The organism is Hymenobacter segetis, assembly GCF_038448715.1.
In the GTDB taxonomy this organism is placed as follows: Bacteria; Bacteroidota; Bacteroidia; order Cytophagales; family Hymenobacteraceae; genus Hymenobacter; species Hymenobacter segetis.
Genome location: NZ_JBCEVZ010000013.1, coordinates 1 through 15,743, shown reverse-complemented (window position 1 = coordinate 15,743; position 15,743 = coordinate 1). Strand labels below are relative to the sequence as shown.

The following is a 15,743-nucleotide window of genomic DNA, read 5'->3' as shown; positions in this document are numbered from 1 at the left end:
CTTGCCCCCGCCCGGCATTGAACGATGATACCGTTCAACGCCGGGCGGGGGCAAGCCCCGCACCCTACTGCTTTTTACTACCTAAATCCCGAAGTTATACACCGCCTTCAGGTACAGGAAAGCTCCGTTGAAGCCCATTTGCACCGGAGCATATGGGTACACGTCGTGGTTGGCGGGGAAGGGCGACGGCACACCGTAGCGGTTCTGGAAATACCGCTCGAAATCGCCTCGGCTGGCGAAACCGCCGGGTGCCACGCCGTTGGAAGCCGCCTCGTTGAGGGTATTGGGCTTCACGTTGAAGAGGTTTTGCGCGCCCAAGGTCAGCGTCAGCGCCTTGGCGGGCTGGTAGCTGATGAGCAAATCGGTCACGGTGCGGGGCTTGAACACCAGCAGGTAGCTGCCGAAATCGTACCGGGCCGGGTCGGGGGCCACGTCGTAGTATTTTACTTCGCCGAAGTACGTATTGCGCAGGCCGATGCCGAATTTACCCAGGCTGTAGTTCACGCCGAGCAGGATTTTGCTGGCCGGGTTGCCGGTTTCGATGAGCGAAAGCTGGCGCGGGTCGATGTAGTTGGTGGTCGGGTTGTCGTCGGTTTGCAGGCTGCTGAAGTTGGCCGGGATGTTCTGGGCGCGGGTGCGGGTCTGGTTGAAGTTGGCCGCCGCCGTCACCGTGAGCTGGCCCTTGCCGAGGGCATGGCGGTAGCTGCCCACCACGTCGATGCCCTGCGTGCGGGTGTCCAGGTCATTGGTGAAGAACTGGGCCTGGCTCACGCGGTTGTTGGCCAGCAGCTGGGTAAACTCCGGGCTGATGCCCGAACCCGGCCGCAGCAAGCCCGACAGCGTGATGCGGTTGTCGATGTCAATCAAATACGCATCGGCCGTGAGTGAGAACGACGGCGTGGGCGTGAGCACCAGACCGGCGCTGTAGCTCCGCGATTTTTCGGGCGTCAGGGTGGGTACCTGGGCTTTCTGGGTCAGTTCGTCTTGGTTGTTGAAAATGCCGGAGTACACCACCCCGCTCACGCCGGGGCGCTGCGTAATCTGGCGGTAGAGCACCTGCTGGAGCGACGGCGCCCGGAAGCCCGTGTTGAACGCGCCGCGCACGGCCAGGAAATCCGCCACCTTCACCCGCGTCGTGGCCTTGTAAATAAAGGCCGAGCCGAAGGTGGAATAGTTCTCGTAGCGCAGCGCGCCGCTCACGCTCCAGCGCTTGGTTACGTCGGCTTCCACGTCGAGGAAAGCGCCCACGTTGGTACGGCTGCCCACTACCGCCGAGGCCTGGCCAAAGCCGCTGAAGCCCTGCGCGCCCTGCTGGGCCAGCGAGTTATTGTCGTACTCCGCCTCGGCGCGCTCATCGCCGCGCATGATTTCGTAGCGGTCGGCCCGGAACTCGCCGCCGAAAGCCACGTTGGTGCCGGCCAGCACTTTATCAAAAAAGCGGTTGGCCGTGGCGTTGGTCACGTTTTGCAGAAACTGGAAGCCGCCGGCATTGGCAAACACCGTGGGCGACTCCGAGCCCAGCGACGCATTCAGCGTGTTGGCCAGGTCGTAGTTCATGCGGTTGTAGCCAGTGGTGTTGCTCAGGTCCAGGGTCCAATGGTTGGGGCCGCTGCGGCCCAGCACCACGCCCACCGTGCCCGCGCCGTCATGGATGCGCGTGTTCACCTCGGGCTGGTAGCCGTACGGAAACAGCTCCTTCACCACTTCGTTGGGCTGGGTGGCGGGCAGTACCCACGGCGTATTGGCCTGCCCCCGGCGGAAGTTGTAGCTGCCGAAACCGTAAAACGCCAGGGCTTCCGATACCTCCACCCGGGCATTGAACAAGCCGCGCACGTTGCGCACGCGGGCATCGCCGTTGTGCTGCTCAAAGTCTTTGTAGGTCTTGCCGGCGGCCGCCAGCGCGGCCTGCTCAGCGGCCGGGTTGTTGGCCACGAATACGGGGCTCACCAGCGGGTCGCGGGCGTAACCGCGGGTGGTGCGGCCGCGGTAGTCAGCGTCGGCGGTCAGGTTCAAAAACCCTTTTTCTCCCAAGCGGAAGCCTTTATTCACGCCCAGCAGCGTGGCCAGGCCGTCGCCCTCCGAAGTCACGCCCGAGCTCAGCAGCACGCTGCCGCCGTGGTTGTCACTCTTCAGGTTGATGTTCATTACGCCGGCAATGGCGTCGGAGCCGTACTGGGCCGCGGCACCATCGCGCAGCACTTCCACACGCTCCACGCCCAAGCTAGACAAGGTGTTGAGGTCGGTGCCCACGCTGCCCAGGCCGCGGTTGCTCAGCAGGTTTACCAGGGCGGTGGTGTGGCGGCGCTTGCCGTTCACGAGCACCAGCATCTGGTCGGTACCCAGGCCGCGCAGGCTGGCCGGGTCCACGTGGTCGGAGCCGCCGGCCCCCGTCTGGCGCGTCGAGTTGAAGGCCGCCACCGTGTATTGCAGCAGCTGCGTGAGGTCGGTCTGGGGCACGGTGCGCACCAGTTCGCTCATTTCCACCACATCTACCGGCACCGCCGATTCCAGGGCGGTACGGTCGCTACGACGGGTACCTACGGCTACGGTTTCGGGGTTCAGCGTCACGGTGAGCACAGTGGCTTCACCGGCCTTCAGAAACACGTTGGTGATGTTCTGCACCCGGAAGCCGGGCTGCTGCACCTGCACCACGTAGGGCCCGCCAGATACCAGCCCGCCAATGGTGAACGTGCCCGTCTGGCTGGCCTGCACGGTGCGGCGCTGGCTGGTAGCCAGCGAGATGATTGACACCGAGGTATTAGGCTGCACCTGTCCCTGGGCAGAGGTGACCTGGCCGGTCAGGGTCGACGAGCTGCCGGCGGTGGTGGCCCCGGCACCCTCGCCTGGGGTAATGGGAGTTTGCGCCTGGGCGGTGGCCGGTAGCAATGCCGGACTCAACGAAACACCCAATAGGAAACAACGCAGGGTAAAATTATTCATGCGAAAACGGGAGGAGAAAAAAATTATAAAAAGACTAAATGTTGAACCCAGCGCAGAAAAAAGAGTCGTAAACGAAACACTTTTAACGCAACAGCAAGCCGGAATAATCTTATTCTGCTTTTATAAACAGCCAGTTGCAGACTTATTACTGTCCAGGTAAAATCTTGTTTTAGAGACCGAAAAGGGAAAACTGTTATTTGTCCCAAATTGGGAAAAAACAGGGTCAAAGCGCAATAGAGTGTAACTGCACGTCCCCATTATGGAATAATACCCTAAACCTTTTCCTTTTGTTTAAGTTATAGTCACAATAACTTAAACTTTTTTCAAAGCCCAATTAGACACCAACTCAATTTCAAAAAATGAAAAAGTCCTACATTATCTTCGCAGCATCCGCATTGAGCCTCTTTACTGCCTGCAGCAAAAAAGACGACGCCACGCCCGCAGCTAGCACCACCACCAATCTAACGGCTGCCATCAATGGGACGCAGCAGGTGCCGGCCAACAGCACCACTGCCGCCGGGACCTTTGCAGGTGTATACACCAGCAGCAATAAGCAGCTCACGTACACCGTTACGTTTTCTGGTTTTACGCCTTCGGCGGCTCACATCCACTCGGGCGCCCCGGGCGTCAACGGAGCAGTGGCCATTCCATTCTCTTCGCTGACGTCGCCCATCACGGGCACGGTAACGCTCACGGACGACCAGGCTACCCAGCTGCTCAACAATGGCATGTATGTGAACATGCACTCGACGGCTTTCCCGAACGGCGAGATTCGCGGCGACATCAAAAAGAAGTAATCAGCCGGGTCAGCTATCGGCTCATTATTGCCGGTGGGACAGCCCAAGTTGAGTCCGCAAAAAAGGCCCGCTATGCTGATAGCGGGCCTTTTCTTATTAACAGCGGCCGAAGCTGCGCTATTTGCGCTGGCGGCGCTTCTGGCCTTTCAGCCAGGCATAGGTGGCCTCCTGAGCGCGCAGGGGCTTTTCGCCCTCTACGGCCGGGATGAACGCATTCTCGAAATCGCGGGCCTTCACGTTGTCGTTGCGCTGGAAATCGAGCAGGTGGCGTACCTCGGCACGCAGGCTTTCGTCGAGGATGGGGAAGGCGACTTCCACGCGGCGGTCGAGGTTGCGGGTCATCCAGTCGGCGGAAGACACGTAGACTTTTTCCTCGCCGCCGTGGCCGAACACGTACACCCGGCTGTGCTCCAGAAAACGGTCGACGAGGCCGCGCTGGCTGATATTTTCACTGAAGCCGGGCTGGCCCGGCACCAGCCGGCCAATGCCGCGCACGATGAGCTCGACGCGCACGCCGGCGTGGCTGGCCTCGTAGAGCTTGGCAATCATGCCCTCGTCCTCCACGGCATTCACTTTGAGGATGATGTAGGCCTCGTGGCCTTTTTTGGCCTGTTTGATTTCGTAGTCAATCAGGGCACAAAGGCCGGAGCGCAGGCCGAAAGGGGCCACCAGCAGCTGGTGTAGCTCGGGCACGGTGGCTTGGTCGCGCAGGTACTCAAACACGGCGGCTGATTCCCGGGTCAGCCGCTCATCGGCCGTGAACAGGCCGTGGTCAGTGTAAAGCTCGCTGGTGCTTTCGTTGAAGTTGCCGGTGCTGAAATAGCCGTAGCGGCGCGTGGTTTCGTCGTCCTCGCGGCGAGTGATGAGCAGGAGCTTGCTGTGCACTTTGAGCTCGGGCGGGGTGAAGACGACGTGCGCGCCGGCCCGCTTCAGCTTATCGGCCCAGAAGAGGTTGGATTCCTCATCGAACCGCGCTTTCAGCTCGACTACCACGGTGACCTGCTTGCCGTTTTTAGCGGCTTTGAGCAGGGCTTTTACTACGGCACTTTTGCTGGCCACGCGGTAGAGCGTGATGCTGATGCCGGACACGCGCGGGTCGGCGGCGGCTTCGCGCAGCAGGCGCGTCACGTAGTCGAAGGACTGGTAGGGAGGGTGCAGCAGGTGGTCGCGCTGGCCGATGGCCGCCAGCAGGCTGCCCGTGCGCGGCAGCGTGGGGTGCGGCAGCGCCGGCCGGGGCGGGTAGTGAAAGTCGGCCTCGCCAAAATTGGGGAAGCCGAAGAAGTCGCGAAAATTGTGGTAGCGGCTGCCCTCCACCAATTCTTCGTCGGTGATGCCGGTTTTCTGCTTGATGGCGCGCAGGACTTCCTTCGGCATCTGGGGGTCGAAGAGCATGCGGGCCGGGAATCCGGTGGTGCGCTTGGCCAGGCTGCTGCGGATTTTCTCCATCAAATCGCCCGAAACCTCTTCTTCGATGTCCAGCTCGGCATCGCGTGAGAGTTTCACTGCATTGACTTCCACCTGCTGATAAGCAGGGAACAGTCCGGCCGCCCCTACGCGGATTACGTCGTCCAGAAACAGGACGTAACGCTCCTCGCCCTCATCGGGCAGGCGCACGAAGCGGCCGCCGTGGCGCTTGGTGGGCAGCTCCATTATCAGCACCCGCTCGTCGGCGTGCTTGTTCTTGGCTTTGCTGGTGGCAGCGTTGGGCTGGCTCAGGAAGAAAGTGAGGTAGACGGCCTGGTCCTTCAGGAAAAGGTGGTGCAGGGTATCATCGAGGGCCACGGGCGAGAGCAGGTCGCGCACGTTTTTCTCAAAGTAGCGGGCCGTCCACTCGCGCTGCTTATCGGTGAGCTCGGCCTCCGTGAGCAGGTGGATGTGGTGGCGGTTGAGCTCGGGCAGCAGCTGCCCGCGGAACGTGGCCCCGAATTCCTCCTGCTGCCGTGCCACCTCGGCCAGCACCTCTTTGAGCTGCCGCTTGGGGCTTTCGCCGAGCTTGGCGCGGGTTTTCTTTTTGAGCTTAGTCAGCCGTCGTAGCGTGGCCACCCGCACCTTGAAAAACTCGTCGAGGTTGCTGCTGAAAATGGCCAGGAACTTGAGGCGCTCCAGCAGCGGCACGGTATCCGTCTGGGCTTCTTGCAGCACGCGGGCGTTGAAACGCAGCCAGCTCAGGTCGCGGGAAAGGGTTTTCAATTCTTGGAAGTCGATTAAGAATGAGCAGAACGTCCTGCTGAGCTTGTCGAAGCATCTCTACCGCTTCGTTGCAAGAGCATTGATTACTTCTACGGTAGAGATGCTTCGACAAGCTCAGCATGACGTTCTTTTTTTGTTACCCCGGCCTGATTAGTGCTCCGTTTCTACTCCGCGTTGCGCGGGTAGTCGTAGAAATAAAACTCGGCGTTTACCTTGCTCACTTCGGCCCACTGCTCGCACTCGAAGCGCAGGCAGACCACGGCGGCGGTGGGCATCTCATTGATGCTGGAGGGAGAGAGGGTGTTGGCCGTTTCGGTGATGGTGGGGTTGTGGCCCACCACCAGGGCCGAGGCGGCCGAATCGGGCAAATCCTTAAGAATGGCCAGAAAATCGTCCACGTCGGCCCCGTAGATGCCGGACTCGACCACGATTTTATCGTGCGGGTACTGCATTTCGCGGGCCACCAGCACGGCCGTGCTCATGGCGCGCACGGCGGGCGAACTCACAATCACATCGGGGCAGATGCGGCGCTTGGCCAGCGCCTGGCCCATCAGGGGGGCATCGTCGCGGCCACGGTCGTTGAGCGGGCGTTCCTGGTCGCTGAGCTCATCGAAGCTCCAGCTGGATTTGGCGTGGCGAAGGAGATAGAGGGTTTTCATACGGGCGAAGCTAACGGGCTTTTGCTTACCCCGGGCATTAGGAAAAGGTTATGAGGGGCGGAGAAGTCTGCTTGAGAAGTCTTAACAGCTGAACGGTCGTGTTAATTGAACAGTCATGCTGAGCGGAGCCGAAGCATGACCGTTCAATATAGAAGCCGCAACAAAAAAGCCCCGCCGCCAACCTGGCGACGGGGCTTTTCCCAGCTTTCCGATTATTCCACAATCAGCTTTTTCACCACCACTCCCACTTCCGTAGTCAGGCGCAGGGAGTAGACGCCGGGCGCCACGTTAGGCAAGGCCAGCGCGTGGGCAACCGCACCAGCGGGCAGCACCTGCTGGCGCACCACCCGGCCCAGGGCATCAACCAAAGCGGCCGTTACCGGCTGGCGGTTTAGGCTGAGCGGGAACTCAATGGTCACTTGATTTTTGGCCGGGTTGGGGTATAATGCTACTTGCTGAGATAAAGCCGCCGACGCTACTGCCAGGGCCGACCGCGCCGCAAATACCAGCTCGAAGCGTGTGGTGTTGAGCGCGGCGGCATTGGTCACCGTGAACTGGTACGTGGGCTGCTGCGTGAGGTCGGTGAGGGTGCCGAGCTGCACGTCGCGCAGGTACACGGCGGTGGTGTTCAGGTTTAGCAGTTGGTTGGCTGTGAGGGTGTAGGTGCCCGCCTGCGGCACGCCCACGGCCAACGGCACCACGCGCTGAGCGGTGCCGAGGCCGGGCTGGCCGTCGATGCTGAGCTGGTGGCCAGCCAGGCTGGTTGATAAGTTAAGACCGGAAGGGTTGGGCAGCTTCTCGGCGTCGTAAGCAGCATCGAAGCCGCTGGTAGCCCCGTTTTCGAAGTAAACCGTGGCCTCGTCCACCAGCGGGCGGCCGACGCCTTGCAATGTGAGCTGCACCAGAGGCCGGGTTTCGGCGGTGGTGCGCTGGAAGGTGGTGGCGCTGGGCGCGGTCAGACGCTGGCTGTTGCGGAAGGTGAGGCTGGCCGAGGATTGGCCGGCCGCCACGCGGGCGAAAAACGCCTGCCCCACCGGCAGCACCGGGTTGCCGATGCCATTAATGTAGCTGCGGTACTGCCCCGCGTACTGGGCGCTGCTGCCGAATACATACATGGCGGCCTCCAGGCCCGGGCGGTCGGCGGGCGCTACCAGGGAGTAGTCGAGCGGGGCGGGGTACGGGTTGCCCAGCAGCTGCCAGCCGCCGTCGGGGTAGCTGGCGCGGTTGCTGGGCAGGGCCAGCGCCTGGTCGCCGCTGGTGAGGGTGCCCTGGAAATCGACCAGCTCGCCGGCTCCGATATTCACGGTGTAGCCCCGGCCCACGGCCAGCGCATCGGTCAGCGCATCCGGCGAGAACCAGCCTTTATCGAAGCTACTCATGGTATTGGTGAGGGTCAGGCGGCTGTCGTCGTAGCCGTACACGGTCGGGAACGGCCGCACGCTGCCCGGAGCGGCGGCCGAGTTGTAGGCGGGGTTTACCACGGGAGTGAAGCCGCTGGTAGCCAGGTCGGCCACGGTGGTATTACTCACCGGCGCCGCGTACTGGCGGTAGCCCAGCCCGGCGTTGCCGCTCGGGTCGATGGCGCGCTGCACGGTGGCCGTGCCCAGTACCCGGCCGCCGCTGTTCACCACCAGCGCGTCGGTGGCCACGCCACCGCTCACACTGGAGAGCAGCGTCAGGACTTTGCTGTTGGTGGCCAGGTTGCCCACCAACGTGAGCACGCCCCGGATGCTGGTTGTGGTGCCGAGGGCGGCGCCACCGGCCCCAATGGTCAGGTTTTTATAGGTGCTGGCGCTGCTGCCGCCCAACAGCTGGTTGACGGTGCCGCTGGTAGCCAGCGTGCCCTCGGTGGCGGCGAAGGTGCCGTTGTTGGTCAGGTTGCCGGTAAGGCTGAGCGTGCCGCCGCCTTGGTTGAGCATTGCCCCAACGCTGATGGTCAGGTTTTGGGCCGTGGCAGTGCCTGCGGCGATGGCCGGGTAGCGGGTTGCGGCCGGAATAAGGGCATCGAGGGTGGCCGTGGGCACGCCGCCGGTCCAGTTGGCGGCGTCAAACCAATCGGTGCTCACCGCGCCGGTCCAGATGGTGGGGTTGGCCGTTTCGTAGGCCCCCAGGTCGGGCGCGGTGCCGCTGTAGGGAAAGCCCACGTCGACGCCGGCGTCAATCAGGTCGCTGCCGGGGGCCAGGCGGAGCAGGCTGGTCACGGGCAGGCTGCCGTCGGCCTGGCGCGGGGCCCGCAACAGGGTGGTGTCCAGGCTCACGAAGTCGCTGGGGTCCACCGTCACGGCGGGGTTCAGGAAGGTGTTGTGGTCGGTGGTGTTGGCCCCGGGCGTTGCGTCGTAGTTGTTCAGGTCGCGGGTGGCGGCGTTGGTGGAGCGGGGCAGCAGGCTGATGTTGTTGCGCAGCGTGTGGTGGTAGCCGGGCACATCGGTGAGGTAATCGGTAGAATTACGGGCCTTGCGGTTCAGCATGTCGAAGTTCACGGCGTTGTTATAGGCCGTGTTGTTGAGCCAGGTGCTGCCCTCCAGGTGGTGGTTGGAGTAGAAGCCGTTCGACCGGTTGCGCACCGACACGCAAAACCGGACGGTGTTGCTGGGCACCGGCGACGGGATGCCGGTCAGGGCCGTCGAGCCGTAGCCGCCCGCCTTGAAGCCGTTGCCGTCGCCCCGGGTCGCGAAGTTCTGGGTGTAGCCGTTGTAAAAGGCCCAGCAGTTCTCAAACGTGGTGGCGGTGTAGGCCGAGATGCAGTCGTAGCCGTCGTCGCTGTTTTGCCAGGCGCGGCAGCCGCGAAACACGTTGCCCGTGTAGTCTATCCGGTTGGGGTGGCAGCCGAAGCCGTCCACGTTGCCGCCGTTGGCGGTGCCGGTGGAGTTGGGCGCGTTGATATTGTCGTTGTTGCGGTAAGCGTCGCAGTTCAGGATGAGGTTGTTCGGGCCCCGGGTCAGGTAAAAGCCGATGGCCTGCCCGTCGTGCATACTCAGCCGCTCGTAGATGTTGTTGCCGAATTGCCCGCTCTGCGAAAAGCAGATGGACAGCGTGTTGGTGGTGCTGTTAACGGACGGCACCCGCACGCCCACCACTTCCAGCCCCCGAATGTGGATGTACGAACCCGTCACCTCAAACGCGCTGAGGCGGTAAGGGCCGACGAAAGGAGCGCCGGCATTGGTGACGTTGGGGTTAACGTTGGCGTAGTTGAATACCGGCCGCTCGCCCGGGTAGGCCCAGTAGTTGATGCGGCCGGCCGTGGCCGAGCCGCTTTTATTCAACAGCGTGACGTAGGCATACGGGGCACCGTATCCCGCTATCTGCGAATTCTGCATCATGTAAACACCGCCGCGCACCCACACCGTATCGCCGGCCGACACCGCCGTCTGGGCCTGCTGAATGGAGAGGAAGGGTTGTTGAATGGTGCCGCTGTTGGTGTCGCTGCCCGTGGGGGCCACGTAAAATTTAGCGGAAAACGCCGGACCACAGCTCAGCGCCAGCAGTAGGGCAAGAAAGTAGTGTTTGAACATAGGATTAGGATGGGAAGTGATGATGGGTTGAACTTACCAGCGTCCTTTGCCCCTACTCTCCTGCACTGTTCTGACTGCCCATCAATCACTTCGTCCGCGGAGCCCGCCACAGATGCAAGCGACGCCCGGCGTACCTTTTCCCGATTCCTTTTCCAGCTCGCCCGCGCCTTCCCGGCTGGCTCCGGCCCGGCCGGGACCACTGCCCGGGGCCCGGCCCCCTGCCCTCTCCTGCCCTCTCATGCTCTCTACCTACCTCCGCCGCTTCCAGCACCTGCGCGTGGCCACCAGCCGCCAGCACGGCGAAGCCCCCTACAAGCCCGCCCTGCTGCTGGCTGTACTCGAAGGCGTCGCCGACGGCTCCATCACCGGCAACCGCATCGGCATCACGCCCGAGCTCATCGCGGCCTTCAAAGCCATCTGCACCGATTTGGGCACCTCGGCGCTGTTCACGGCCGCCAACTTCGCCCTGCCCTTCTACCACCTGCGCTCCGACGGCTTCTGGCACCTGCACACCTGGCCCGGCCTCGACATCCTGCTCACCCGCTCGGGCTCCATCCGCAGCTTCCGCCACCTGCGCGACGTGGTGGCCTACGCCGCCCTCGATGCCGACCTCTGGCTGCTGCTGCAAGCGCCCGCCCACCGGGCGGCCCTCACGCAAGCCCTGCTCACGCGCTACTTCCCCCAAACGCAGGGCCGCTACCGCGCCCGCGCCGGCCAGGAGGCGCTGGCCGGCATCCGCCGCCAGATGCTGGAAGAGCCCGCCGCCCTCTACCGCACCCACGTAGCGCCCGCCGATGAGCTCGACCTCACGGTGCGCAGCGGCGTGTTCAAGCGCGTGGTGCTCGAAGCCTACGACTACACCTGCGCCGTCTCGGGCCTGAAGCTACTCAGCACCCGCAGCAGCCCCGTGCCGCTGCTCGATGCCTGCCACATCGTGCCCTGGGCCGTGAGCCACGACGACACCCTGCCCAACGGCGTGGCCCTCTGCCCCAACCTGCACCGCGCCTTCGACCGCCACCTGTTCTGGATTGATGCCGACTACCGTGTGCGCCTGGCCGAGGATTTCGGCGAGCTCAGCGGCGGCGACTACGGCGTGCGCCGCTTCGAGGGGCAGGAGCTGCGGCTGCCCCACCGGCCGGAGTGGTGGCCGGGGCGGGGGAATCTGGCGGCGCAGGCGGGACACTGACTTGCCGTTTGTTATTTTGACCGTTTTCCTGAACACTGGTCTTTACTATCGGGACCATTCAGACACTTCGTTCCCGTTTCCGGGTGATGTAAAAAAGCACCCACAAGAGGGCGGTGCTCGGAAAGGGTAACAGGAAACGCACATCCATTGAGTAAAAGGCAAAGTATTGCTGCGCTATCAATACAAAGAAGATATAGCTCTTGAGCAGCGTGTCGACCACCAGCAGCAGGAATGCCCCCGTTCTAATGCGCCGTTTAGCAGGGAAGAGCGCACTGCTATACAGTAGTAGTGCCGCGGCCGCCGGCAGGAAAAACAGGGCGGACTCAACCAGGAGCCCTATCCGGCTTCCCTCATGATATATATAGCGGAGGGCTTCATATAAGCTTCTATGAGAAGGTACACAAAGTGCCCAATACCACCCGAACAGCAACATCCCACTAAGCAGGAGCAATACGCCTTTGTGCTTTACAGGGAGTGCATACTTCATACGGATGAGGGGTAGTCCCACGGATATATTGTTGTCGTAACGTTGCCGCAGGCACAGATATGTTAAACATACCCTCCTTCAACTGAACAGAGCTCGTTCAAGGCACGACGGTATCGATTACAGTGAGTCAGCAGCAGAGTGATTGGGACAAAACGAGAAAAGGGTTTTAAAACCTCGTTTCGGGGCTGCTGGTGAGGCTTAAGCCACAGCCATGACGCTGCTGCTGGTGCTGCGGGCCGGGGCGTTGATGAGAGCCAGGGCTTTCTCGTGCTTCCACTTCTTACCCTCGTGCTCCCGGTCCTTTTCGCGTTCCTGGGCTTCGTGCTGCCATTTCTTGGCTTCGTGATGCCGGTCCTTTTCACGTTCCACCGCGCTGCGGTCATCTTTCAGCCGTTCAGTTCGCCGGTCAAGCAACTTCGTGAGCAGCGTATTGAGCAGGGACTTGAGCCCCAAACCAGCGGCACCAGCAGCCACGCCCTTAAGCGGGATATTGGCCAGGAAAGCAAGGAAAGCGGTTAACGACATGAGCAAGTGTGGGGGCAGTGCAGCGCAAACGTCCCCCCAAGCCCCGGCGAGCCGGAAACCAGCAGCATCAAAACAGGCAGGAAGGAGGGGTTTTTCATCGTAATACACTCATTATTAGATATAAAATTTTCGTGTATCTGGCCGGTTACGGCGTATGGTATGATATCGCGTTCTGCATTCTGAATTGGTACTCCGAAATTCGGCATTAAAGCGCAGCGGTTTATCTGATAGAGGGAGAAAGCATTAGGAATCGGTGCAACACACCGTTTATTTGAACCATGAGTATGCCTTCGCGCTGCGGTGCCTTCTTTTTCCTCATGGCCGGGCCACTGTTCATGCGCTGCGGGGCGCCGTCCGGCGCCGGGCACGACATCCAGGTACTGGAACTGCTGCATTTTAACGGCCAGAACGAAACGTGGGCCTACCGGATGGATTCGGTTGGCCGGGTACAAGCGCTGCACCTCAACGTGGACGCGCCCGACTCCGCCGTCCATTGTTTTGCCCTGTCAGAACCCCAACGACGGCAAGTGCTGACCTTAACTCAAGAGGTGGTGCGCTTGGATTCAATCGGGACGGGCGGCATTCGAATTGAGCCAACGGACGGGGCAATTGTCAAGGTGCTGGTCTACCGCAAAGGCCAACGCCTTTTCTCGTACTGCAATGCCCCCGTTGCGGCCTACGCGGATCCCCAGGCAATCGTCTTTCACTTGGCACAGGCGCTGCGCGAGGCGGGCGCGTCGTCCGGGAAGCCATCGCCGTGCGCCGGGGCCTTCTCCGCGCCGGTTCTCGCCCAAGGCCTGGAGGACCTCTTTCATTTTCCGCTCCCCGACACGCTGCCCGAAGGCGCCGTGCAGGAGTGACCAGTCAGGCTTGTGACTGGTTAACACCTTCCACAAAGGCTCCAATTTCTGAACGAAGCACGTTCAACGTAGTACCGTTTAAGTAAACTTGGAATACTGGAGCCATCAGCGGTGTTTACAGGCTGGAACCTGGCGTAGTACCAGTGGCGCTGTCGCTCGCGTGTAGGAGGAAGTAACTGTAGTCCTCCGCGGGCATCTGCCCCGCGGCGGGGTGGGCCCGTCCCGCGGGCTCCTTGCTCCGCCTGTTGAACGGACGCCATCGCCCCAGAAGGGAAGCAGCATATTGCCTTCCCCTCCTTCGTTGACTTATATTTCGAGGCCGTGTCTGCACATCGGCTAATCGGTCTGCCGATGATAAGAAAAGAACATGAACCTTGCGTTGCCCCCTGCTATCTTTTTTTGCGGCCTGCTAACCGTGGCCTGCTTCGTGGCTTCGTGTGGCAATGACCCAAAAACCACAGGAAGTGCCGCGGTCTCCACCGGCGAATTGTCGACGGCGAACGATTCGCTTGCTCGCACCAACGGAGTTGAGGTGTCCATTGCTCCAGCAGAACCTATTCCCCGTAAAAAGCAGCCAGTGCCCGCCGGACGGCAGGACACCCGGATAATAAGCGATTTTGTTCTCGATCCTTTCTGTCGCGAGCTGCACGAGCAAGATATCGCAGGTGTAATGTCTCGAAGCGCCAGCATCGTGAAATCCACCATGCAAAATCATTACGATGACAACGCCACGGATACGTTGATTACGGTGACGAAAAATCAATCCAAGATTGTGTTTCGTAAAAGCCCCTACAACTTCTTATTGGACGAACTTTTCATTAGTGACAAGCGCTTGGCCCGGATGTGCCACGGAATTGACATTGGCATGCCCAAAGCAAAATTTATAAAAGCCATCTGCGAAGACTGCACACTTAACGGGTATCCAGACACCATTCGCGTAAGCAATGAAGAAGTAGACCGTGACTGTCGGGTCATTTTTCGAAACGATGTCCTTGTGTCCGTGCGCCTCTACCCATACTAAAAAGGAGCAAGGGTTAGCCCGGCAATGCCCGGCAGGCCCTTCGGGACAACAGGGCCGGTGCTTAGAAGTGATTTTAGTCTCACGAAGCCAGAAATCACGGTCCGTAAACGCCACCGTTTGGCTGAACGTCTGTCAACTATTGCCGGTGCATCCTAGTCGACCGGGGATATTCCGGCGAAGGCAGGGTAACGAGGTAAGTGGGGGTGAGCAGCAAGCGGGTGGGCATTCCCCGCAGCGGGCCCTCCTGGTACGTGAGGCGGATGGTATCTCCCTGCAGGGTGTAGCGCCCTTCGTGGTAACCCAGGCCCATTTCCACTGCACACTCCCCGTTGGTGAACAGGCGAACGGTATACGAGCCCACCACTAAGTCTTCAAAGGCCGAATACCGGAGGGCTCTGCTTTCGCAGCCGGTGACCCCGGACAGGACCAGCGTGGAAACTCTCATTCACCAAAGCTAGACGCTCCTATTTTTGAACGGAGCGCGTTTAAGCCACGACCCTTGAAGCGGTAGGGCGCTCAATTGTAGGTGATGGTGATGCCGCTGCTGGCGCTCTTCTCGTCATAATCCGCGGTGACGGTTCCCCAGGAAAAGCGCCCTTCGCGTCCTAGCTCTTCGCGCACCCAGTGTTTCAATGCCCCTAAGCGTTCCCTTTCAGCGCGTTCCGACCAGTTTTCCCAACTCCCAAGTAGTGCCGTTCGCTCGGGCGAAATGCCCACCGAAATCATCTGCAAGCAATTCTGGCAAAAACAGAAGTGGAAGTGAACGTAGTTCGGCCCTACCGGGACGTTGTGCGTCGATAACCACTTCCAGCCGTTGTGCAAGTCGCGCACCTCCGTCGATTCGCCCACGACGAGAGCAGCGACCGTTTCCAACGAATCGCCGGCGCAGATGCACACCGAAGGGGCTAAAGTCAAGTGGCCGGTCTGTTGGTCAATCATGCGCTCGATTCATCACACCAAAGAAACGCTCCATTTGCTCGTTCGACCGTAAAAGTGAACAGAGAATCAGATGGTGGCTTTTCTAGTACTATTGCAGCCCCCTTGCTTCTTATGCGTGGGATGCTTCCATGAGCTTGTTTGAGCGCCTCCGGCATTTTTTTCGTTCCCCGCCCCCCGCTGCTGCGCCACGCGCCACGCCCGAGGACCCGGCTACCCCTGCGCTGCTGGAAGCGCTTCGCCAGGGCCTGCGGTCCGCCATCGAGTCCGCCGCGCCCGACCTGCGCGTCGTCAGCCGCGGCGACGCATGGGAGCTGGCCCCACTGGGCCTGCCCCTTACCTCGACGGTGTTCCGCGTGGACCGCCACCCGGGGGCGGTGCTCTGCACCCTGGGCGTGCGCGTGCACCACCCCGAGTACTTCCCGACGGCCATCGACGACTGCCTGGTGGGCTACGGCACGGACCCCGCCGAAGCGGTCGCCAATGGGGCCCGGATTTACGTGGACGGGGTCCTGGCGGCGGTGCTGCAGGCCTTAGACGGCCGGCACGACCCGGTCTTGGACTGGGTCGCCCTCCCGGAAGGCACGCGCTGGCACCCGGTCGCGGGACCGCTGCAGGTGCAAGGGGCGT

Annotated in this window: 13 protein-coding genes; 5 read left to right on the top strand and 8 right to left on the bottom strand. The window is 61.4% G+C overall.

All coding sequences use genetic code 11. From position 1 onward, the window contains the following. Window positions 1-81: 81 nt before the first annotated feature. Window positions 82-2,940, bottom strand: a complete 2,859-nt coding sequence (locus AAFH49_RS07460) for a TonB-dependent receptor (protein WP_342297009.1) — start codon at window positions 2,938-2,940, stop codon at window positions 82-84. 359 nt (window positions 2,941-3,299) lie between these two features. Here AAFH49_RS07460 and AAFH49_RS07455 point away from each other — a divergent pair, with 359 nt between their 5' ends. After that, the gene (locus tag AAFH49_RS07455) at window positions 3,300-3,737 is read left to right on the top strand and encodes a CHRD domain-containing protein (protein ID WP_342297007.1); all 438 of its coding nucleotides are present in this window, start codon (window positions 3,300-3,302) and stop codon (window positions 3,735-3,737) included. Window positions 3,738-3,854: 117 nt separating this feature from the next. Here AAFH49_RS07455 and ppk1 read toward each other — a convergent pair whose 3' ends face one another. The 3 genes from ppk1 to AAFH49_RS07440 all read right to left on the bottom strand — a co-directional run bounded on the left by ppk1 (window position 3,855) and on the right by AAFH49_RS07440 (window position 10,098). Further along, the gene (ppk1, locus tag AAFH49_RS07450; RefSeq protein WP_342297006.1) at window positions 3,855-5,927 is read right to left on the bottom strand and encodes a polyphosphate kinase 1; all 2,073 of its coding nucleotides are present in this window, start codon (window positions 5,925-5,927) and stop codon (window positions 3,855-3,857) included. 164 nt (window positions 5,928-6,091) lie between these two features. Then, entirely contained in the window at window positions 6,092-6,586 is a 495-nt protein-coding gene (locus tag AAFH49_RS07445; protein ID WP_342297005.1) for a SixA phosphatase family protein, read from the bottom strand. Between the two features lie 212 nt (window positions 6,587-6,798). After that, the gene (locus AAFH49_RS07440) at window positions 6,799-10,098 is read right to left on the bottom strand and encodes a right-handed parallel beta-helix repeat-containing protein (protein WP_342297003.1); all 3,300 of its coding nucleotides are present in this window, start codon (window positions 10,096-10,098) and stop codon (window positions 6,799-6,801) included. A 238-nt stretch (window positions 10,099-10,336) separates the two neighbouring features. Here AAFH49_RS07440 and AAFH49_RS07435 point away from each other — a divergent pair, with 238 nt between their 5' ends. Then, complete coding sequence (locus tag AAFH49_RS07435; RefSeq protein WP_342297002.1) at window positions 10,337-11,284, top strand: HNH endonuclease; 948 nt, start codon at window positions 10,337-10,339, stop codon at window positions 11,282-11,284. Window positions 11,285-11,342: 58 nt separating this feature from the next. Here AAFH49_RS07435 and AAFH49_RS07430 read toward each other — a convergent pair whose 3' ends face one another. Beyond that, window positions 11,343-11,771 (bottom strand): hypothetical protein, encoded by a 429-nt coding sequence (locus tag AAFH49_RS07430; protein WP_342297000.1) that lies wholly within the window; start codon window positions 11,769-11,771, stop codon window positions 11,343-11,345. Between the two features lie 198 nt (window positions 11,772-11,969). Next, window positions 11,970-12,296: a hypothetical protein gene (locus AAFH49_RS07425; protein WP_342296999.1), complete on the bottom strand. Its 327-nt coding sequence runs from the start codon at window positions 12,294-12,296 to the stop codon at window positions 11,970-11,972. A 278-nt stretch (window positions 12,297-12,574) separates the two neighbouring features. Between AAFH49_RS07425 and AAFH49_RS07420 the strand changes: the two genes are divergently transcribed. Next, a complete protein-coding gene (locus AAFH49_RS07420) occupies window positions 12,575-13,156 on the top strand; it encodes a hypothetical protein (protein WP_342296997.1) in 582 nt (193 codons plus the stop codon). Between the two features lie 367 nt (window positions 13,157-13,523). Continuing rightward, on the top strand, window positions 13,524-14,177 hold the full coding sequence (locus AAFH49_RS07415) for a hypothetical protein (RefSeq protein WP_342296996.1): 654 nt from the start codon (window positions 13,524-13,526) through the stop codon (window positions 14,175-14,177). Between the two features lie 136 nt (window positions 14,178-14,313). On the opposite strand, the gene AAFH49_RS07410 is transcribed toward AAFH49_RS07415, so the two are convergent. Further along, on the bottom strand, window positions 14,314-14,622 hold the full coding sequence (locus tag AAFH49_RS07410) for a hypothetical protein (protein ID WP_342296995.1): 309 nt from the start codon (window positions 14,620-14,622) through the stop codon (window positions 14,314-14,316). A 71-nt stretch (window positions 14,623-14,693) separates the two neighbouring features. Next, entirely contained in the window at window positions 14,694-15,116 is a 423-nt protein-coding gene (locus tag AAFH49_RS07405) for a hypothetical protein (RefSeq protein ID WP_342296994.1), read from the bottom strand. 128 nt (window positions 15,117-15,244) lie between these two features. Between AAFH49_RS07405 and AAFH49_RS07400 the strand changes: the two genes are divergently transcribed. Next, on the top strand, window positions 15,245-15,743 hold a 499-nt coding region (locus tag AAFH49_RS07400; RefSeq protein WP_342296993.1), incomplete at its 3' end, for a DUF6348 family protein.

Coding starts and splice junctions, on each gene's coding strand:
- AAFH49_RS07420 (WP_342296997.1), top strand. CDS start 12,575: ATGAGTATGCCTTCGCGCTGCGGTGCCTTCTTTTTCCTCATGGCCGGG.
- AAFH49_RS07435 (WP_342297002.1), top strand. CDS start 10,337: ATGCTCTCTACCTACCTCCGCCGCTTCCAGCACCTGCGCGTGGCCACC.
- AAFH49_RS07425 (WP_342296999.1), bottom strand. CDS start 12,296: ATGTCGTTAACCGCTTTCCTTGCTTTCCTGGCCAATATCCCGCTTAAG.
- AAFH49_RS07445 (WP_342297005.1), bottom strand. CDS start 6,586: ATGAAAACCCTCTATCTCCTTCGCCACGCCAAATCCAGCTGGAGCTTC.
- AAFH49_RS07460 (WP_342297009.1), bottom strand. CDS start 2,940: ATGAATAATTTTACCCTGCGTTGTTTCCTATTGGGTGTTTCGTTGAGT.
- AAFH49_RS07455 (WP_342297007.1), top strand. CDS start 3,300: ATGAAAAAGTCCTACATTATCTTCGCAGCATCCGCATTGAGCCTCTTT.
- AAFH49_RS07410 (WP_342296995.1), bottom strand. CDS start 14,622: ATGAGAGTTTCCACGCTGGTCCTGTCCGGGGTCACCGGCTGCGAAAGC.
- AAFH49_RS07430 (WP_342297000.1), bottom strand. CDS start 11,771: ATGAAGTATGCACTCCCTGTAAAGCACAAAGGCGTATTGCTCCTGCTT.
- AAFH49_RS07415 (WP_342296996.1), top strand. CDS start 13,524: ATGAACCTTGCGTTGCCCCCTGCTATCTTTTTTTGCGGCCTGCTAACC.
- AAFH49_RS07440 (WP_342297003.1), bottom strand. CDS start 10,098: ATGTTCAAACACTACTTTCTTGCCCTACTGCTGGCGCTGAGCTGTGGT.
- AAFH49_RS07405 (WP_342296994.1), bottom strand. CDS start 15,116: ATGATTGACCAACAGACCGGCCACTTGACTTTAGCCCCTTCGGTGTGC.